The organism is Klebsiella sp. EMBS2024 (assembly GCF_036233805.1).
Lineage (GTDB): Bacteria > Pseudomonadota > Gammaproteobacteria > Enterobacterales > Enterobacteriaceae > Klebsiella > Klebsiella pneumoniae.
Map to the genome: position 1 here is coordinate 4480879 of NZ_JAZARW010000001.1, position 20387 is coordinate 4501265.

At 56.8% G+C, this 20387-nt stretch carries 18 protein-coding genes; 5 read left to right on the forward strand and 13 right to left on the reverse strand.

The window, feature by feature from the left end:
• From VZP09_RS20575 to dnaA, 13 genes are all read right to left on the reverse strand, one after another.
• The coding region (locus VZP09_RS20575) for a DUF3748 domain-containing protein (RefSeq protein ID WP_328795381.1) at window positions 1–1110 on the reverse strand (1110 nt) is incomplete at its 3' end.
• 51 nt (window positions 1111–1161) lie between these two features.
• Entirely contained in the window at window positions 1162–2499 is a 1338-nt protein-coding gene (locus VZP09_RS20580) for an MFS transporter (protein ID WP_004150285.1), read from the reverse strand.
• A gap of 177 nt (window positions 2500–2676) precedes the next feature.
• Complete coding sequence (gene dgoD / locus VZP09_RS20585; protein WP_004150286.1) at window positions 2677–3825, reverse strand: galactonate dehydratase; 1149 nt, start codon at window positions 3823–3825, stop codon at window positions 2677–2679.
• Window positions 3822–4439 (reverse strand): 2-dehydro-3-deoxy-6-phosphogalactonate aldolase, encoded by a 618-nt coding sequence (locus VZP09_RS20590; protein WP_004181595.1) that lies wholly within the window; start codon window positions 4437–4439, stop codon window positions 3822–3824. The genes dgoD and VZP09_RS20590 overlap by 4 nt, the downstream gene beginning before the upstream one ends.
• Window positions 4423–5301, reverse strand: coding sequence for a 2-dehydro-3-deoxygalactonokinase (locus VZP09_RS20595; RefSeq protein WP_019705401.1), 879 nt, complete (start codon window positions 5299–5301; stop codon window positions 4423–4425). Before VZP09_RS20595 ends, VZP09_RS20590 begins: the two co-directional genes overlap by 17 nt.
• Entirely contained in the window at window positions 5298–5987 is a 690-nt protein-coding gene (gene dgoR / locus VZP09_RS20600; RefSeq protein WP_004145084.1) for a D-galactonate utilization transcriptional regulator DgoR, read from the reverse strand. The genes VZP09_RS20595 and dgoR overlap by 4 nt, the downstream gene beginning before the upstream one ends.
• Before the next feature lie 229 nt (window positions 5988–6216).
• Entirely contained in the window at window positions 6217–7350 is a 1134-nt protein-coding gene (locus VZP09_RS20605) for a BamA/TamA family outer membrane protein (protein WP_023313766.1), read from the reverse strand.
• Window positions 7347–8429, reverse strand: a complete 1083-nt coding sequence (locus VZP09_RS20610) for a hypothetical protein (protein WP_004150289.1) — start codon at window positions 8427–8429, stop codon at window positions 7347–7349. The genes VZP09_RS20605 and VZP09_RS20610 overlap by 4 nt, the downstream gene beginning before the upstream one ends.
• A 149-nt stretch (window positions 8430–8578) precedes the next feature.
• Window positions 8579–9391 carry a sugar-phosphatase gene (gene yidA / locus VZP09_RS20615; protein ID WP_004151530.1) on the reverse strand — a complete coding sequence of 271 codons (813 nt, stop codon included), beginning with the start codon at window positions 9389–9391 and terminating at the stop codon, window positions 8579–8581.
• Window positions 9392–9592: 201 nt separating this feature from the next.
• Window positions 9593–12007, reverse strand: coding sequence for a DNA topoisomerase (ATP-hydrolyzing) subunit B (gyrB, locus tag VZP09_RS20620; RefSeq protein WP_004173845.1), 2415 nt, complete (start codon window positions 12005–12007; stop codon window positions 9593–9595).
• Between the two features lie 28 nt (window positions 12008–12035).
• Window positions 12036–13109: a DNA replication/repair protein RecF gene (gene recF / locus VZP09_RS20625; protein WP_004151532.1), complete on the reverse strand. Its 1074-nt coding sequence runs from the start codon at window positions 13107–13109 to the stop codon at window positions 12036–12038.
• 146 nt (window positions 13110–13255) lie between these two features.
• The gene (gene dnaN / locus VZP09_RS20630) at window positions 13256–14356 is read right to left on the reverse strand and encodes a DNA polymerase III subunit beta (protein ID WP_004145090.1); all 1101 of its coding nucleotides are present in this window, start codon (window positions 14354–14356) and stop codon (window positions 13256–13258) included.
• Window positions 14357–14360: 4 nt separating this feature from the next.
• Window positions 14361–15764, reverse strand: coding sequence for a chromosomal replication initiator protein DnaA (gene dnaA / locus VZP09_RS20635; protein WP_004151534.1), 1404 nt, complete (start codon window positions 15762–15764; stop codon window positions 14361–14363).
• Window positions 15765–16385: 621 nt separating this feature from the next.
• Here dnaA and rpmH point away from each other — a divergent pair.
• The 5 genes from rpmH to mnmE all read left to right on the forward strand — a co-directional run bounded on the left by rpmH (window position 16386) and on the right by mnmE (window position 20330).
• Window positions 16386–16526 carry a 50S ribosomal protein L34 gene (rpmH, locus tag VZP09_RS20640; protein WP_000831330.1) on the forward strand — a complete coding sequence of 47 codons (141 nt, stop codon included), beginning with the start codon at window positions 16386–16388 and terminating at the stop codon, window positions 16524–16526.
• Between the two features lie 15 nt (window positions 16527–16541).
• Entirely contained in the window at window positions 16542–16901 is a 360-nt protein-coding gene (gene rnpA, locus VZP09_RS20645) for a ribonuclease P protein component (protein ID WP_328795382.1), read from the forward strand.
• Entirely contained in the window at window positions 16865–17122 is a 258-nt protein-coding gene (yidD, locus tag VZP09_RS20650) for a membrane protein insertion efficiency factor YidD (RefSeq protein ID WP_328795383.1), read from the forward strand. Before rnpA ends, yidD begins: the two co-directional genes overlap by 37 nt.
• Before the next feature lie 2 nt (window positions 17123–17124).
• Complete coding sequence (gene yidC, locus VZP09_RS20655) at window positions 17125–18771, forward strand: membrane protein insertase YidC (RefSeq protein ID WP_004150295.1); 1647 nt, start codon at window positions 17125–17127, stop codon at window positions 18769–18771.
• Window positions 18772–18965: 194 nt separating this feature from the next.
• Complete coding sequence (gene mnmE / locus VZP09_RS20660) at window positions 18966–20330, forward strand: tRNA uridine-5-carboxymethylaminomethyl(34) synthesis GTPase MnmE (protein WP_004151538.1); 1365 nt, start codon at window positions 18966–18968, stop codon at window positions 20328–20330.
• Window positions 20331–20387 lie beyond the last annotated feature (57 nt).

Here is a 20387-nt window from a genome sequence, read left to right on the forward strand (position 1 = left end):
CGTATCGGTTAAAAAGGTGATATCTCCCGTACCGGCATGGCAGCAGGCAATCCGATCCTCCAGCGCAAAACCCAGCCACTCTCCCGACGGATGCCAGTTAAACGCCGACTGGATACCCGACGCGTGATGCGTCAACTGCCGCGGCTCGCCCCCCTGCGGGGAAATAAGCCACAGCTGCACTACGCCGGCGTCGTCGCGCATCAGAAAGGCTATCGCCGTCGCCTGGGGATTGGCGCGCACCCAGTGGCGCGGGACGTTCACCAGTCCCGGGTAGCGGCGATGGTGGGTGAAGGTCAAACGACGCTGGCTGACGCCCGCCGGCGGCGCCGGCATTGTGGTTGCGGTACCGGCCAGCGGCGCCCCGCCAGGCTGCTTCCAGCCGGCTTCATCCTGCGGCAGATCGACAATAAACAGCTCAGGCACTTTATCGCCATTTTCCGCCAGCGTATCGCCAATAAACGCCAGAGTATGGTTCCCGACCCAGCCCTCCTCATAGGCGCGATTAATCTCATCGCTGCCCGGCGCGGGTGCCGGCGTCGTGCNGCTTACCAGCACGCACCAGTGGCTGCCGCCATATTCGCGCGGATGCTGTCCCTGCGGCGTCACCGGTCCATAGGGCGCCGCCACGCCGACGTTGCGCAGATCCAGCGCCGGATCGCGCTCGTGCAGCACGTGATCGTTGTAGGTAAAACTGACAAACTGACCGTTGGGGCTATAGACATGGACGTGGCTGCCGCCGCGCAGCGCGCCGGGCGTGTAGGGGGGGGTAATGTCCATGGCGTCCAGATTCTCGACAGCCCCCTGAAAGGCCACCACCCCGCGGCGATGATGAAAATCATACTGCCACTGCGCATCCGGCCGCTCGGGGCCATGAATAAACACATAGCGCTCCTGGGTTGGATGCACGGTTACCACGCCCACGTGCGCGCCCTGCGTGGCACGATAAATGGTCTCCACAGTACCGCTGTTTACGTTCACTCGCTCAATGGTTTCGCCGGTAAACGATGCGCCGGACGGACGAACGTCGAATACCAGCCACTGGCTGTCGGGAGTCCAGGTATTAATATTGGTAAGCTGGTGATGACGGGGAGCAAAAGTGACTTGTTTCATGACGATACCCTGATGCGAGACTTACGCATCAGGGTAGCGTATCGCAAAAAATTAGCCTACACGTTTCACATCGCCGACCAGCAGGATATAAGACAGCGCGCCTATTAACGCCACCACGGAGATATAAACCAGCGCCGGGCCAAAGCCGTAATCCTGCGCCAGATAGCCAATCACCAGCGGGACGGTGATGCCGCCCAGGCCGCCAACAAAGTTAAACACCCCGCCGGTCAGGCCGATCAGGCGCATCGGCGCCAGGGAGGAGACCAGCGACCAGGTGATAGACGCAAAACCGTTACCGAAGAACGCCAGCGCCATCAGCGCCATGATCCAGATGGGGTCGTTGGTGTAGTTTGCCCCCATGATGCAGGTGGAGATCAACAGTCCACAGATGATCGGCGTTTTGCGCGCCACGCCCAGCGAGTAGCCTTTTTTCACCAGCTTATCCGCCAGCCAACCAGACAGCAGGACGCCAAAAAACGCGGCGAGGAAGGGCACCGTGGTCATAAAGCCGGCCTTCAGCGCGGTGATGCCTTTTTCCTGGGTTAAGTAGTTCGGAAACCAGGTCAGGAAGAACCACAGCGTCGAGGTTACCGCGAACTGTCCAAGGTAAACGCCAACCAGCTTGCGGTGAAAAACCAGCTTCCAGTCCGCTTTCGATAACGGTTGACGCGCCTCTTTCTTCACCGGCGCATCGCCATCCACCAGGCCGCCGCCGTCGCGGATATAGTCAAGTTCGGCTTTACTGATGCTTTTAGTCAGACGCGGCGGTTGATAAACCTTAAACCAGATCAGCGACCAGATAATGCCGATACCGCCGGTAACGATAAACACCCAGTGCCAGCTCAATAGCTCCTGGATCCAGATCAGCAGCGGCGTGAGGAAAGCCAGACCCACAAATTGCCCCGAGGTATAAAACCCGACGGCGGAAGCGCGCTCGTGCTCCGGGAACCAGCTGGTCACCATGCGGTTGTTGGTCGGGAAGGCTGGCGCTTCGAAGATGCCGGTAATGGCGCGTAAACCGATAAGCGACATTAAACCGGTGGCGAAGCCTTGTAGCAACGTCGCCACCGACCAGCCAAATATAGCGATAAAGTAGGTAAGCCTGGATCCCACGCGGTCAAGGAACCAACCGCCAGGGATCTGGCAGAGGGTATACAGCCAGGCAAAGGCGGAAAATACGTAGCCCATTTCCGCTTTGCTAATACCAAACTCCTCCTGAATATGCGCCGAGGCGACGGCGAGGTTGGCACGGTCAACATAACAAATAACCACGGTAATAAAGATCATGATGAGCGTCAGATAACGGCGACGCCCGGTTTTTACAGCGGTAACTGAAATATCCATCGCAATCTGTCTCCAGATTTTGGGCATAGCGAAGCCGCTCACCATGCCCGGTAATTTACAGAGGGTGTTTTTGTTTTTTATTAATAACTATGTTGCGATGCGCTAAATAATTCGTGCTGGGGAAAGGCGGCAAACTTTCGCATCCCTGGGAGCATACAATAGTATGTGACCTGGGTAAGAAAATGCAGCCAACGCATCACCAGTGCGAAGTATGACACGCATTTACCATTCGGCGACAGATCCATCCTCATACCGCCACAACGGATTTCGCCAGTCCGGCGCGTTTTTACTTAACTCAATCACGCGGGCCTCATCAATTTCCACGCCCAGCCCCGGCTTCATCAGAGGTTTAAAGAAGCCGCCTTCCATATTGAAATCTTCTTTATTTTTCACAAAATCAAGCAGTTCGGCGCCTTTGTTGTAATGGATACCCATGCTCTGCTCCTGGAAGACCGCGTTATGCGAAACGAAATCAACGTGCAGACAGGCTGCCAGCGCGATCGGCCCCAGCGGACAGTGCGGCGCCAGCCCAACGTCATAGGCTTCCGCCATGCCGGCAATTTTATAGCATTCGGTAATACCGCCTGCGTGCGACAGATCGGGTTGTAAAATAGCCACCCCACCCGCTTCCAGGACCCGTTTAAATTCAAAGCGCGAAAACATACGTTCGCCGGCGGCAATGGGAATATGGGTTTGCGCCGCCAGCCGCGGATAATATTCCGCCTGCTCGGCTAATACCGGTTCCTCAATAAATAATGGGCGATATGGCTCCAGCTCTTTAATTAATACCTTAGCCATCGGCGCGCTAACGCGGCCATGAAAATCGAGACCAAACTCAATTTCATTGCCAAACGCTTCGCGGATTTGCGCCACGGTATTCACCGCCGCGTCAACCGCGCGGGAATTATCAATGATACCCATCTCTTCGCAGCCGTTTAATTTAAAGGTGTCAAAACCAATGCCGCGCAGCTTCTTAATCCCGTCAATCACTTCGGCGGGGCGGTCGCCGCCCACCCAGCTGTAGGCTTTAATTTTGTCGCGCACCAGCCCGCCCATCAGTTGCCACACCGGGGCATTCAGGACCTTACCTTTAATATCCCATAGCGCCTGATCAATACCGGCGATGGCGCTCATCATAATCGGGCCGCCGCGATAAAAGCCGCCGCGGTACATTACCTGCCACAGGTCATTAATCCGCGCCGGATCCTGACCAATCAGGTAATCGCCAAATTCATGAACGGCTGCCTCCACCGTACGGGCGCGCCCTTCAATCACCGGTTCGCCCCAGCCGACGATGCCTTCATCGGTTTCAATCTTCAGGAACATCCAACGCGGAGGTAAACGGTACGTGGTGATATTGGTTATTTTCATTTCACTGCCTCTCGATACGCTTTTACGAATGCGGCTGCCTGCTGCGCGGTACGTTCAACCGGCTGGCCGGCACGATAGAGATCGCTACCCAATCCTGCCCCAACACAGCCGGCATTAATCCACTGCGCCAGGTTTTCCGGCGTCACGCCGCCAACGGCAAAGACCGGAACCTCGGGCGGCAGCACGGCTTTCAACGCTTTGATGTAATCCGGGCCAAAAGCCGATGACGGGAAGATTTTCAGAGCCTGCGCGCCGGCATCGAGCGCGCTAAAGGCTTCGCTGGCGGTGGCGCAGCCTGGACACACGGTCATGCCGTAACCCACCGCTCGCCGGATCACTTCCGGTTGAATGTTTGGCGTCACAATCAGCCGACAGCCCATGGCCGCCAGCCTGTCGACCTGCTCCGGTTGCAGCACCGTGCCCGCGCCGATAAGCGCCTGCTCGCCGTAAGCGTCGACGACCTGCGGAATACTTTTCTCCCACTGCGGCGAGTTCAGCGGGATTTCGACCGCGTCGAAACCGGCGTCGATAACGGCGCCAACGTGAGCCAGCGCCTCGTCTGGCGTAATACCGCGCAGGATAGCGATAAGTGGAAGGTTAGTTTGCCACTGCATAAGCGATGCTCCTTATTCCTGTCTGAAATGCCGTATCGCCCGCAACCGCGCTGACTTCACGGCCAATGGCGGCGAATGCCTGCTGATAGCGGGATGTTAACGATGACCCAGCGACGAGGCCGATCGCCTGCTGTCCGGCGAATGTGTCGCTGAGGGTGGCAACTTCAGCGCCAATCAGCAGGCCGGAAAGAAATTCGCTAACCTGCTCGCGAGGCAGCGCGCCCAGCACGTGCGAAGCGCGAACTTCAAACAGCTGCGGCAGGACGGCGGGGTTGTTGATACCGCGCTGCAGACCTGCCGCGAATGCGGCAGCGGACGTTTCCTGCGGCGGTAAGCCGGCGCCCACCAGCGAGTGCTGAAGCAACAGATGATGCAATTCACCGGTCAAAACGGTACGAAAATCGTGAATTTGCCGGCGATCGGCCAGTACCCACTTGCAGTGGGTTCCCGGCATCACGTAGACAGACGAAGGGGCTAAGGCGCGAGCGCCCAGCAGCTGCGTTTCTTCCCCACGCATGACGTTATGGTTATCGTCACGGGAAACGCAAAGGCCGGGAATTATCCAGATATTGTCGCCAACGGCAGTTAACTGCTGGCCAATATCCGAGAAAGCGGCAGGAAGCGGCAAATAAGGGGCGATTTTCCAGCCCACGTTGCTGCCGACCATCCCTGCCATCACCACCGGTGTGGCGCCATCGCGCCAGTGCTGTGTGATTTCCGCTAACACCGCAGCGGGAGAGCGACCATTCAGGCGCGTTACGCCTGCTTCAGATTGCCTGCTTTCCAGGCATTCTTCGCCCTGATAAAGCCAGGCGCGTAAATTCGTCGATCCCCAATCTATTGCGATGTAGCGAGCCGTCATGTGATTTCCTTAAGCCTTCGTGTCGAGCTGGCGATCATCGTCAACGCCGCCTGCTCCGCCGCGTCGCTATCCTGATGCCGAATGGCGTCAAATAGCGCTTTATGTTCCTGGAGGGTTTTCGGCATGTTGCCTTCATCGCCCATCCAGGTCCGTTCAAATACCGCCCGCTGCAGCGAACTGATCGCCACGCTAAGCTGCTGCAAAACCGGGTTATGTACTGACTGCAGCACCGCCTCGTGGTAGCGAATATCCGCTTCGTTAAAGGCATCCCGGTTTTGGTTGTTGGCGATCATGTCATTGAGCGCCGACTCGATTTCCGCCAGATCGCTTGAGGTGGCGCGTTCCGCCGCCCAACGGGCAATGGCGGGTTCAACCAGGTTGCGCACTTCACTCATCGCGCTGATAAGACGCGGGTCATAGTCATTTTCCAGTACCCACTGCAGCACCTCGGTGTCGAGGTAGTTCCACTGGTTTCTGGGAGCGACAAACGCGCCGCGATAGCGCTTCATTTCAATCAGCCGCTTCGCCATCAGGGAACGAAACACTTCACGAATGATGTTGCGCGAGGTTTCAAACTCCTCACAGAGTTCCGCTTCGGCCGGAAGCGCCGAACCCGGGACGTATTTACCGCTGACGATCTGTTTGCCCAGCGAGATCACAATGCGATCGGTCTTATTGAGAGTCATGGAGAGTCCTTGTGCTCTATGTGTACTGCTCTACTTTACCGTCGCTGCTGAATTTCGCCTCATGTTTGTACTACTAACGTGATGCTGTACGTTATCAACATGAGCGTAATGTAGTACAACATTATTGTGTTGTACTACAATTTGGATCACAAAAAGAACAATTCATGAAAATTAAAGCGCAGCGGCCCTGGCAAGAGGCGATAAGAGAGAAAATTAAGGGGAGGAGGCGTTAAAACGCTTCGCCGACCTGGAAGTAAAAGCCGCTGCTGCCTTTGCCGATACCGTAGTCGAGGCGAACATTAACGCGAGGTTTGAATTCAAAGCGGTAGCCAACGCCCGCCGAAGGCAGCCAGCGGCCATTATTCAGCGACGACAGTGAGGGCCCCATGGTTCCCGCCCCGGCCCAGGCGACAATCCCGTGCCGCCAGGTGAGCTGCCGGCGATATTCCAGCTGACCGCTGACGACGTTTTTATCCCGGTAGCGCCCCTGGTAGTAGCCGCGCATCCGTTCATCGCTGCCGAGCAGCGGCATCATGCTCCACGGTACCTCGCCCTGGGTGAAGGCGCCATCGGCCTCCCAGGCGAGCACGCTTTTCTCGCTCAGGGCATGATAATGGCTATAGTGCAGCTGAAATTCCTCAAAGCGGGTATCGCTACCTAATCCGGGCGCATAGTGGGTATAGCGGAGGTTGGCATACTGACCCCGGCGCGGGTTAGGGACAAAGTCGCGATCGTCCCAGTTAATATCGATGCTGGCGCCGGAGCTGAATACCGACGGCCCCTGCGGAGTGTTTTCTATCTTCGGCCGATCGTCATGGTCCATCTCATCGGCATTCTGCGCCGCCAGCGACCATCCCGCCCCGAGATAAACATGATCGATAAGCTGCCGATAAAGGGTGGGTCGCAGGGTCAGTACCTGGGCGGTATACTTCTCTTTTTCATTGTCTTTATCTCCGGCATGAAAACCCTGCCCCCAATAATAAGTGGGCGTATTGGCTATCGACCCTTCGACAAAAACGCGCCACAGATCACGATCGAAAAAGGTGTAGTTTTTCACGTTGAGGCCAAAGGCGCCGGTAGAGCTGGCGTAGCCGCTGAGCGTCAGGGTCGAGTTCTGGCTGGTGGTATCCTGCGGGTCGGGACGATACAGGCCGACGACAGCGGTGCCAATGCCCAACCCTAGTTCCGGCGTATAGAACGGACCGGGCATCACGCCCCAGTCGATGCCTTTGCTGGCGTCGAACTTATCGCTGGCGCCGAGATGCTGCAGCCAGCCGTCGATTTTCTCGCGGCTGAGCGCCTCGGCCTGGCTGCCTGTCGGGCAGGCCATCAGCAGCAGAAAAGTGATAAACAGTCGGCTCAAAAGCGATACTCGCCGGCAATAAAGAAACTGTTACGTTCGGCAAAGCCAAACTCGGTAGTAATATTAAAATTCTGCGTCAGCTCGTATTGCGCGCCCACCAGAACGTTCCATGGCGACTGAAGATGCTGCTTCACATCGAAGCGACCGTTATTGTCCTGGTTGGCCAGATTAACCATATTCTGCAGCATCGGCGACGGCATCGAGAGATCGCTGAGGCTGCCTTTAAACTCCTGCTGCACATCCTGATACATGCTGCCAACCCACAGATTTAGCTTTCCGGCGGGGAGATGCAGCGCATCGACCGATGGCGTACTGAAACGATAGCCAACGCGCGGCGAAAAGGTAAGCGCATCGATGCTGCCGTCGAGGATATCAAAGCGCGTTTGCGTGTAGTTGGCGTCCAGCACGGTAAACCAATTGCCGACGCCGCCCACCAGGGTGGTGCCCATCCCGTAGGTAGTACCTTTAAAATCGAGACGAAAGTCGAGATCCTGCATCCCCGGCAGGGGCACCACTTTACCGTTCGGTCCCTTCAGGCCGACAGCTATCTGCGAAATTGAATGCCCTTCGGTGTGCCCCACCAGGCCATAAACGTTCATAAACGGCAGCAGCCAGGCATCCAGCTTGAGCGTCTCGGTTTTGCTGCTTTCCCGCGTATGACCAACGCCAATCTGGAAAGCGTTATCCAGCGAGACCGGCCCATTTGCGAAAATGTTATTCACGGCGTGCTTGCAGACAGGATCCTTACCGCAATCGATATTGCGGCCATCCAGCGACAGCCCGGTGAAGTTTATGCTGTCGACATTAATATTCTGCCGCATATCCATATAGTTAATGCTGACGCCAAACGGCAGCGGCAGGACGTAGCCGCGCTTTCTGGCCTCATCGCCTAGCAAAGGGAGTAGCGAGGACGATGCTGCGACCGCAGGCTGGCGACTTTCTGGCACCGGCAGATCCGCGGGCTCTGCGCCGTGATAGGCATACGCCGGTTCGAGCGGCGCCGTTGGTTCCGCGGCCGCGCAAATCTGAACAGAGGCGAATGGCAGCGTAACCAACATCAAACGGTGGTATATATTCATGAAAAGTATGATGTTAGTTCTGAGTTGCTAAAAAGAGGGCGGGTAGCTTATAGAATCCCCTGCAAGGATTGAGGGATTTAAATGCGGATTAACATCTGTTCATGAAAAAAGAGAAGACAGACCCGGCGAACGCCGGGCCGGAAAGAAGTTTACGCTAAAACGTATTTTTCAATGGCGAAGGCAACGCCATCTTCAAGGTTCGATTTGGTGATGAAGTTCGCCGCTTCTTTGACCGCAGGAATGGCGTTATCCATTGCCACGCCGACGCCGGCAAATTCAATCATCGCGATATCATTTTCCTGATCGCCAATCGCCATAATCTCTTCCGGCTTGATGCCCAGCGCATCGGCCAGCGACTTCACGCCAGTGCCTTTATTGACGCGTTTATCCAGTATTTCGAGGAAGTAAGGCGCACTTTTCAGCACGGTGTACTTCTCTTTCACTTCCGCCGGAATACGGGCGATGGCCTGGTCGAGGATTGCCGGCTCATCAATCATCATCACTTTCAGCAGCTGGATCTCAGGATCCATTTTCTCCGCTTCGCAGAACACCAGCGGAATGGTTGCCACATAGGATTCGTGGACGGTGTAGTAGCTGATATCGCGGTTCGCGGTATACAGCGTATTGCGATCCAGCGCATGGAAGTGGGAGCCGACCTCGCGGGAGAGCTGCTCAAGGAAGCGATAGTCGTCATAGCTCAGCGCGGTTTGCGCGACGGTGCTTCCGTCACCAGCCTTCTGCACCAGCGCGCCATTGTAGGTAATGCAGTAATCACCCGGCTGCTCCATATGCAGCTCTTTCAAATAGCTGTGGACGCCAGCGTAAGGGCGACCGGTGGTCAGCACCACGTTAACACCGCGCTCGCGCGCCGCGGCGATGGCGGCTTTCACCGCTGGAGAGATGGTATGGTCGGGCAGCAGCAGCGTGCCGTCCATATCGATTGCAATCAGTTTAATAGCCATAGGGTCCCCGGGTAAGATGAGTCTCCCCTCATGCTAACGCGATTCCGCTCAAAAAACAGTAAAAGTGTCGGCCAGAAAGGGGGATGGAACCGCAGCAGCGGATTCCTCTTTTAGCGGCAAAAGAAAAGCCCGATCGCGCGATGCGACCGGGCTTATACATCCTGTTGCCCCGGTAAAACTCGTTACCGGGAAACATGCGGCTTAAATATCGATATTCGCCGCTTTCAGGGCATTCTCTTCGATAAACGCGCGACGCGGCTCAACGGCATCGCCCATCAGGGTGGTGAACAGCTGATCGGCAGCGATGGCATCCTTGACGGTCACGCGCAGCATGCGACGGCTGTCCGGATCCATGGTGGTTTCCCACAGCTGATCCGGGTTCATCTCGCCCAGACCTTTATAGCGCTGGATGGAGAGACCGCGACGGGACTCTTTCACCAGCCAGTCCAGGGCCTGCTCGAAGCTGGCTACCGGCTGACGACGTTCGCCGCGCTCGATGTAAGCATCTTCTTCCATCAGGCCGCGCAGTTTCTCGCCCAGGGCACAAATACGACGATATTCCGGCCCCATAATGAACTCGTTATCCAGCGGATAGTCGGTATCCACGCCGTGGGTACGTACGCGAATAACCGGCTCAAAATGCTGCAGTTCTTTGTTCTCGTGGAGATCGAATTTCCACTGGCTGCCGTGCTGTTCTTTTTCGTTCAGCTCTGAGACCAGGGTGTTCACCCAGCGGGTCACCTTCTGCTCGTCCGCCAGGTCGGCCTCGGTCAGGGTCGGCTGATAGATAAGCTCTTTCAGCAGCGCTTTCGGGAAGCGGCGCTCCATGCGGCCAATCATTTTCTGGGTGGCATTGAACTCGGCAACCAGTTTTTCCAGCGGTTCGCCCGCCAGCGCCGGCGCATTGGCGTTGGTGTGCAGGGTCGCACCGTCGAGCGCGATGGAGATCTGATACTGATCCATCGCTTCGTCGTCTTTAATGTACTGTTCCTGCTTGCCTTTCTTCACTTTGTACAGCGGCGGCTGGGCAATGTAGACGTGGCCGCGCTCAACGATCTCCGGCATCTGACGATAGAAGAAGGTCAACAGCAGGGTACGAATGTGCGAGCCGTCGACGTCCGCATCGGTCATGATGATGATGCTGTGGTAGCGCAGTTTATCCGGATTGTACTCATCGCGACCGATACCGCAGCCCAGCGCGGTGATCAGCGTCGCCACTTCCTGGGAAGAGAGCATTTTATCGAAGCGGGCTTTCTCAACGTTAAGGATTTTACCCTTCAGCGGCAGGATCGCCTGGTTCTTGCGGTTACGACCCTGTTTAGCAGAGCCGCCCGCGGAGTCCCCTTCCACCAGGTACAGTTCGGACAGCGCCGGGTCGCGCTCCTGGCAATCCGCCAGTTTGCCCGGCAGGCCTGCCAGATCCAGCGCGCCTTTACGGCGAGTCATCTCACGGGCGCGACGTGCGGCCTCACGGGCGCGCGCGGCGTCAATAATTTTGCCGACCACGATTTTCGCATCGGATGGGTTTTCCAGCAGGTATTCGCTCAGCAGTTCGTTCATCTGCTGCTCCACCGCCGATTTCACCTCGGAGGAGACCAGCTTGTCTTTGGTCTGCGAGGAGAATTTCGGATCCGGCACCTTCACGGATACCACGGCAATCAGGCCTTCACGCGCATCGTCGCCGGTGGCGCTGACTTTCGCTTTTTTGCTGTAGCCCTCTTTGTCCATATAGGCGTTAAGGGTACGGGTCATCGCCGCGCGGAAGCCGGCGAGGTGAGTACCGCCGTCACGCTGCGGAATGTTGTTGGTAAAGCAGTAGATGTTTTCCTGGAAGCCGTCGTTCCACTGCAGGGCCACTTCCACGCCGATACCGTCTTTTTCGGTGGAGAAATAGAAAATATTCGGGTGGATCGGCGTTTTGTTCTTGTTGAGATACTCAACGAACGCCTTGATGCCGCCTTCGTAGTGGAAATGGTCTTCTTTGCCATCGCGCTTATCGCGCAGGCGGATAGAGACGCCGGAGTTCAGGAACGACAGCTCGCGCAGGCGTTTCGCCAGGATGTCATATTCAAATTCGGTGACATTGGTGAAGGTTTCCAGGCTTGGCCAGAAACGCACCATGGTGCCGGTTTTGTCGGTTTCGCCAGTCACGGCCAGCGGTGCCTGCGGCACACCGTGTTCGTACATCTGCTTGTGAACTTTGTTATCGCGCTGGATAACCAGCTCCAGCTTCTGCGACAGGGCGTTAACCACCGAGACGCCTACGCCGTGCAGACCGCCGGAAACTTTATAGGAGTTATCATCGAATTTACCGCCAGCGTGCAGGACGGTCATGATAACTTCCGCTGCGGAGACGCCCTCTTCCGGGTGAATGCCGGTCGGGATGCCGCGGCCGTCATCCTGGACGGAGACGGAGTTATCGCTGTGGATGGTGACAACGATATCTTTGCAGTAACCCGCGAGCGCTTCGTCGATAGCGTTATCCACAACCTCGAATACCATGTGGTGCAGACCGGTGCCGTCATCCGTGTCGCCGATATACATACCCGGGCGCTTACGCACCGCATCCAGCCCTTTCAGGACTTTGATACTGGAGGAGTCATAAGAATTCGACATCAACGTTTCTCGCTCATTTAATCTTGGGTTAATCCGTTATTTTACCTTTTTCCACGCGGAACATCTTCGAATTTTTGTCCGACATGTCCATAACGTGTTCAGCGCTGATCGCGCTGACGAAAACCTGCGACTGCGTCGCTTTCAGGCGGCTGGATAACAGACCGCGGCGGGCATCATCAAGTTCCGAGGCAAAATCATCTATCAGGTACAGGCAGCGCCGCCCGCTGACGCGGGTGAGGAACTCTCCTTGCGCCAGACGCAGGGCGCACATCAGCAGCTTAAGCTGCCCGCGCGACAAGGTATCTTCCACCGGCGCCCCGTCGGCGCGAATGCGAAAATCCGCTTTATGCGGGCCGTGGGCGGTGTAGGTTAACATTCTGTCGCGCTCGAAATTCCGCTCCAACACCTCCGCGTAGTCGGTCTCTTTTTCCCAGCCGCGCTGGAAAGAGAAGGTGAGCGTGAATTCCGGTAAAAATTGCTGACAGGTATCCGCCATGTCTTCGACGATAGCGGCGCTGTATTCGGCACGCCAGCGGCTGATCTGCTCCGCCAGCGGGATTAATTCCAGATCCCAAGGCCGCAGCTGGGCATAGCGGCTGACCTGACGCAGCGCGGCGTTGCGCTGCTTGACCAGGCGCTTCAGATTGCTCCAGGCGGTGAAGAATCCGGCTTCGTTATGAAAGCATCCCCAGTCAAGGAATGCTCTTCTGTATTTGGGGCCGCCGTTGAGTAAAGTAAACCCCTCCGGCGTAATCAGCTGCATCGGCATCAGGTGCGCCAGCTCCGCCACTTTGTGGCCGTCGGTGCCGTCGATACGCACCTTGCTGTCGCCCTGTTTGTCTTTGGTCAGGCCGATGGCGGTTTCCCGCTCTTCGCCCTGCAGACGGCCATGCAGAACAAACGCATCCTGCTCGTGGCGGATCACTCGGCCAATTTGCAAACTGCGAAATGCCCGGCCGTGGCCAAGCGTGTAGATAGCTTCCAGCACGCTGGTTTTGCCGCTGCCGTTCGCGCCAACCAGGAAGTTAAAGCCGGGAGATAAAGCGAGATCCGCGCTTTCAATATTGCGGAAGTCTTTGATGAGCAAGCGCGTCAGTGACATATCAGCGTTCTTTGGGCCAGGGCGTTATCGGCGCAGCCAGTTTCAACGCGGACTGCGCGCAGACCCTGGAGCGTACACAAAGTACGTGACAGGGGCGAGCACAGCCCAGGTTGAAAATGGCAAGTAAGATAGCCCGATATTTTCCACTACAATCTCATAGGCATGACGACATAGGCTGCGGATTGGGAAGCCGCATCCTCAATCTGCACGCTCGACACCGAATCCGTCAGCAGAATGCGTACATTCTCGCACTTCAGCGCATTCAGCACATCCAGCACATAGCTAACGTTGAAGCCAATCTCCATCTCCGTTCCGGCGTAGGTCACATCCAGAATCTCTTCCGCTTCTTCCTGTTCCGGGTTATTGGCGGTGATTTTCAGCTGGTTTTCGCTAACGTACAGCCGCACGCCGCGGAATTTCTCGTTGGAGAGAATCGCCGCGCGCGCAAAAGCCTGCTTCAGAATATCGCAGCCCGCTTCGAGGTGTTTATCCGGATTTTTCGGCAATACGCGGCGATAATCCGGGAAACGGCCATCCACCAGCTTAGAGGTGAAGATAAAATCGCCAACGTGGGCGCGGATATTGTTGCTGCCAATCTGCACGCGCAGCGGGGTATCGCCGCCGTCGAGCATCCGCATCAGCTCAATCACCCCTTTACGCGGCACGATCACCGAATGGTTCGGCAGCGACGCTTCCAGCGGCATCGAACAGACCGCCAGGCGGTGACCATCGGTGGCCACCGTGCGCAGTTCGCTGCCTTCGGTTTCAAACAGCATGCCGTTTAAGTAGTAACGAACATCCTGGTGCGCCATCGAGAACTGGGTGGCTTCGATCAGACGCTTCATGGTCGCCTGCGGCAGGGTAAACTCCACTTCACTCTGCCAGTCATCCAGATTCGGGAAATCTGCGGCGGGCAGGGTCGACAGCGAGAAGCGGCTGCGGCCGGAACGCACCAGCATGCGATCGCCTTCCAACTGAACCGCGATCTCCGCGCCTTCCGGCAGGCCGCGGCAGATATCAAAGAATTTCCGTGCCGGAACGGTCGTTGCGCCCGCTTCGTGCGGCTGAACCAGCGCCACGCGCGCCACCATCTCCATTTCAAGATCGGTACCGGTCAGCGACAGCGCGCCGTCCGCGACCTGAAGCAGTAGGTTACCGAGAATGGGCAGCGTCGGACGACCACCTAACGGACCGCTCACCTGTTGCAGCGGTTTTAATAAATGTTCACGTTCTACGGTAAATTTCATAGCGTCACGAGGATAATGTTCTGATTAAATTGGAAAAATCTTCTTTAATGTCGTGGCTTTCTTCACGCAGCTGCTCAATCTTGCGGCAGGCGTGCAGCACGGTGGTATGGTCTCGGCCGCCAAACGCATCGCCGATTTCCGGCAGGCTGTGGTTGGTCAGCTCTTTGGCCAGCGCCATCGCCATCTGGCGAGGACGCGCCACCGAACGGGAGCGGCGTTTGGACAGCAGATCCGCTACCTTAATCTTGTAGTACTCCGCCACCGTCTTTTGAATATTGTCGATGGTGACCAGTTTTTCCTGCAGCGCCAGCAGATCGCGCAGCGCTTCGCGCACGAAATCGATGGTGATCGCCCGGCCGGTGAAGTTGGCGTTGGCGATAACGCGGTTCAGCGCCCCCTCCAGCTCACGCACGTTCGAGCGCAGACGCTTGGCAATAAAGAACGCCACTTCGCCCGGCAGGCGGATGTCGTTCTCGTCGGCTTTTTTCATCAGGATCGCGACGCGGGTTTCCAGCTCCGGCGGCTCGATCGCCACCGTCAGCCCCCAGCCGAAGCGGGATTTTAGACGATCCTCAACGCCGTTGATCTCTTTTGGATAACGATCCGACGTCAGGATGATCTGCTGATTACCTTCCAGAAGCGCATTGAAGGTGTGGAAAAACTCTTCCTGGGATCGTTCTTTATTGGCAAAGAACTGAATGTCATCGATCAGCAGGGCGTCAACGGAGCGGTAGTAACGCTTAAACTCTTCGATGGCGTTGTTCTGCAGCGCTTTAACCATGTCCTGAACGAAACGCTCGGAGTGCATATAGACCACTTTCGCGTTCGGCTTACGCGCCACAATGCCGTTCCCCACCGCGTGCAGCAGGTGAGTTTTACCCAGACCCGTCCCGCCATAGAGGAACAGGGGGTTGTAGGCGCCGCCCGGGTTATCCGCCACCTGACGCGCCGCCGCGCGGGCCAGCTGGTTAGATTTACCTTCGACGAAGTTATCAAACGTGTGTTTCACGTTAACGTTAGAGCGGTAGGTCGGCTCCGCCGGCGCCGGGACATTATCCCAGCCAGGGCGCACGATCGTCGGCGCCGCGCGCGCGGTCTGCACCTGCGCCGCCGGAATGGCCGCCGCAGCCGGGCTTACCGCCCCTTTCTGCAGCGAGCTGGCGGGCTTAGCGCCCACCTCAAAACGCAGCTGCGGGGCGTCCGCACCGCAAAAATCATTGAGGAGTCCATTGATATTATTGAGGTATTTGTCCCTTACCCAGTCGAGCACAAAACGGTTTGGCGCATACAGTGCCAGCGTGTTATCGCTCAGTTCCGCCTGCAATGGGCGGATCCACATGCTGAATTCTGTGGCTGGTAACTCATCCTGCAATCGGGCAAGACACTGCTGCCAAAGCGAAAGTGACACGGCGGACTCCACTCGAACATAAAATCGATATCAAAGAAAAACTGAAACAATCGTGATTGTTGGCACACGTCGACAAGACCCTGCATTAGCCGAAAAGCCCCTGCACAAAAGGGGTGACGTGCGAACCGCTATCTGCGGTTATTACCCGCTGCGGATCCGGGGATCGCGATCGGGACCGGGGATCATAGCCTAAACTGAGAAAGAGATCTTGTGTTTCTCAACAGATTCTTCCCGATTTATCCACAGGAAGGATCGAAACCGGGTAAGTGTAATCGATCCTGCGGGGAGTGAAGCACGATTTCCGCCGCATATTGGAAAAATTAATGAGCTATGCCGCTTTTGGGCGGAAACGATCTAATAAAGATCCTTGCGGATCCTTGCGCTTTACTGGCCAGGCCGTATAATCCCCCACCCGGCGCGTAATGCCCGTTTTCGTCACGCGTCTCAGCTTATTTTTTGTGCGACGAGGTGCGAGAAATAAGGAAAGAGAATTGACTCCGGAGTGTACAATTATTACAATCCGGCCTCTTTAATCACCCACGCTGAGGCGTAAGTCGTTCGAAGTTCGTTCGGGTCTACGCAAAAGTCAGTGAATTTATTCAAGTTTAGGTAGAAATCGCCATGAAACGCACTTTTCAACCGTCTGTACTGAAGCGCAACCGTTCTCACGGCTTCCGTGCTCGTATGGCTACTAAAAATGGTCGTCAGGTTCTGGCACGTCGTCGTGCTAAAGGCCGCGCTCGTCTGACCGTTTCCAAGTAATAAAGCTAACCCTGCGTGGTTAAGCTCGCATTTCCCAGGGAGTTACGCTTGTTAACTCCCAGTCATTTCACTTTCGTCTTCCAGCAGCCACAACGGGCTGGCACGCCGCAAATCACCATCCTCGGCCGCCTGAATTCGCTGGGGCATCCCCGCATCGGTCTCACCGTCGCCAAGAAAAACGTGAAACGCGCACATGAACGCAATCGGATTAAACGTCTGACGCGTGAAAGTTTTCGTTTGCGTCAACATGAACTCCCGCCAATGGATTTCGTGGTGGTGGCGAAAAGAGGGGTTGCCGACCTCGATAACCGTGCTCTCTCGGAAGCGTTGGAAAAATTATGGCGCCGCCATCGTCGCCTGGCTCGCGGGTCCTGATCGGCCTGATTCGAGTTTATCAGCGCCTGATTAGTCCGCTACTCGGGCCGCATTGTCGTTTCACCCCAACCTGTTCTCAATACGGAATTGAGGCCTTACGCAGGTTTGGAGTGATAAAAGGCAGTTGGTTGACGATGAAACGCGTATTAAAATGCCACCCTTTACACCCTGGTGGTGACGATCCCGTCCCGCCTGGACCATTTGATACCAGAGAACACTAACGATGGATTCGCAACGCAATCTTCTTATCATCGCTTTGTTGTTCGTGTCTTTCATGATCTGGCAAGCCTGGGAGCAGGACAAAAATCCGCAGCCCCAGCAGCAGACCACGCAGACTACGACCACAGCAGCGGGTAGCGCCGCCGACCAGGGCGTACCGGCCAGTGGCCAGGGGAAACTGATTACGGTTAAAACCGACGTGCTTGAGCTGACTATCAACACCAACGGTGGCGATATTGAGCAGGCGCTGCTTCTGGCGTATCCAAAAACGCTGAAATCGACCGAACCGTTCCAGTTACTGGAAACCACGCCGCAGTTTGTCTACCAGGCGCAGAGCGGCTTAACCGGCCGTGACGGTCCGGATAACCCGGCAAACGGCCCGCGTCCGCTGTACAACGTCGATAAAGAGGCGTTTGTGCTGGCCGATGGCCAGGATGAGCTCGTTATCCCGCTGACCTACACTGACAAAGCCGGCAACGTCTTCACCAAAACCTTCACCCTGAAGCGCGGTGGCTATGCGGTGAACGTGGGTTACAGCGTGCAGAATGCCAGCGAGAAGCCTCTGGAAGTCTCAACCTTCGGTCAGCTGAAGCAGACCGCTGCGCTGCCGACCAGTCGCGATACGCAGACCGGTGGCCTGTCCACGATGCATACTTTCCGTGGCGCCGCGTTCTCCACTGCGGATTCGAAATACGAGAAATATAAATTCGATACCATTCTGGATAACGAAAACCTGAACGTCAGCACCAAAAACGGTTGGGTTGCCATGCTGCAGCAGTACTTCACCACCGCATGGGTGCCGCGGAATAACGGGACGAATAACTTCTACACCGCCAACCTCGGCAACGGCGTTGTCGCTATTGGCTACAAATCGCAGCCGGTACTGGTGCAGCCAGGCCAGACCGACAAACTGCAGAGCACGCTGTGGGTCGGCCCGGCTATTCAGGACAAAATGGCTGCCGTTGCGCCGCACCTGGATCTGACCGTCGACTACGGCTGGCTGTGGTTCATCTCCCAACCGCTGTTCAAGCTGCTGAAATTCATCCACAGCTTCCTCGGCAACTGGGGCTTCTCGATCATCGTTATCACCTTTATCGTTCGTGGCATCATGTACCCGCTGACCAAAGCGCAGTACACCTCCATGGCGAAGATGCGCATGCTGCAGCCGAAGATTCAGGCCATGCGTGAGCGTCTGGGCGACGATAAACAACGTCAAAGCCAGGAGATGATGGCGCTGTATAAAGCGGAAAAAGTAAACCCGCTGGGCGGCTGCTTCCCGCTGATTATTCAGATGCCGATCTTCCTTGCGCTGTATTACATGCTGAGCGCCTCGGTTGAACTGCGTCATGCGCCGTTTATCCTGTGGATCCACGACCTGTCTGCTCAGGACCCGTACTACATCCTGCCGATCATCATGGGCGCGACCATGTTCTTCATCCAGAAGATGTCGCCGACCACCGTGACCGACCCGATGCAGCAGAAGATCATGACCTTTATGCCGGTCATCTTCACGGTGTTCTTCCTGTGGTTCCCGTCTGGCCTGGTGGTGTACTACATCGTCAGCAACCTGGTCACCATTATTCAGCAGCAGCTGATTTACCGTGGTCTGGAGAAACGTGGCCTGCATAGCCGCGAGAAGAAGAAATCCTGATACTCTTCATTCTTCAAGCCGCAGATGCGTTGGCTTCATTAGTTCGCCCCAGTCACTTACTACAGTAAGCTCCTGGGGCCTCACTAACTTGCCGCCTTTCTGCAACTTGAATTATTTCGAGTATCTACGGTAGCGTTAATGCCAGAGAAGGCGGTCAATGGACCGCCTTTTTTACATCTACATAGAGAGTCACCATGAGCCATAACGACACTATCGTCGCCCAGGCAACCCCTCCGGGACGCGGGGGTGTGGGCATCCTGCGTATCTCCGGCCTTAAGGCGCGCGACGTCGCGCAGGCGGTGCTGGGCAAGCTGCCGAAGCCGCGCTATGCCGACTACCTGCCGTTCAACGACGTTGACGGTACCCCGCTGGATCAGGGGATTGCGCTGTGGTTCCCCGGGCCGAACTCCTTTACCGGGGAAGATGTGCTTGAGCTGCAGGGCCACGGAGGCCCGGTCATTCTCGACCTGCTGCTTAAACGTATTCTGACCCTGCCGGGCCTGCGCATCGCCAGGCCGGGTGAGTTTTCCGAGCGCGCGTTCCTCAACGACAAGCTCGATCTGGCGCAGGCAGAGGCCATCGCCGACCTTATCGACGCCAGTTCAGAGCAGGCGGCGCGCTCGGCGCTGAATTCGCTGCAGGGGGCGTTCTCCGCGCGGGTGAATCATCTTGTGGAAGCGCTCACTCACCTGCGCATCTACGTGGAAGCGGCCATTGACTTCCCGGATGAAGAAATCGATTTCCTTTCCGACGGCAAAATTGAAGCCCAGCTGAACGAGGTGATGGCCGATCTCGACGCCGTCCGCGCGGAAGCTCGTCAGGGCAGCCTGCTGCGCGAAGGGATGAAAGTGGTGATCGCCGGGCGGCCAAATGCCGGTAAATCAAGCCTGCTGAACGCCCTGGCGGGCCGCGAAGCGGCGATCGTCACCGATATCGCCGGTACTACCCGCGACGTGCTACGCGAGCATATCCATATCGACGGCATGCCGCTGCATATCATCGATACCGCAGGCCTGCGCGATGCTAATGACGAAGTGGAACGTATCGGCATCGAGCGCGCCTGGCAGGAGATTGCCCAGGCAGATCGGGTGCTGTTTATGGTCGATGGCACCACCACCGGCGCCGTTGACCCGGCGGAGATCTGGCCAGACTTTATCGAGCGCCTGCCCGCTAAACTGCCGATTACCGTGGTGCGCAATAAAGCCGATGTCACCGGCGAAGCGCTGGGTATCAGTGAAGTAAATGGCCACTCACTTATTCGCCTGTCGGCACGTACCGGCGAAGGCGTGGAGGTGCTACGTAACCACCTCAAGCAGAGCATGGGCTTCGATACCAATATGGAAGGCGGCTTCCTCGCCCGCCGCCGTCACCTGCAGGCCCTGGAAGAGGCGGCGAACCATCTGCAGCAGGGCAAAGCCCAGCTGCTGGGCGCCTGGGCCGGCGAGCTGCTGGCGGAAGAGCTGCGCCTCGCGCAGCAGGCGCTGAGCGAGATCACCGGGGAGTTCACTTCCGACGATCTGCTGGGCCGCATCTTCTCCAGCTTCTGCATCGGTAAGTAACCGCCAGTCCGTAAACGTTCACTAACCCGTATTAACGCCGCGTTAATACGGGTTTTT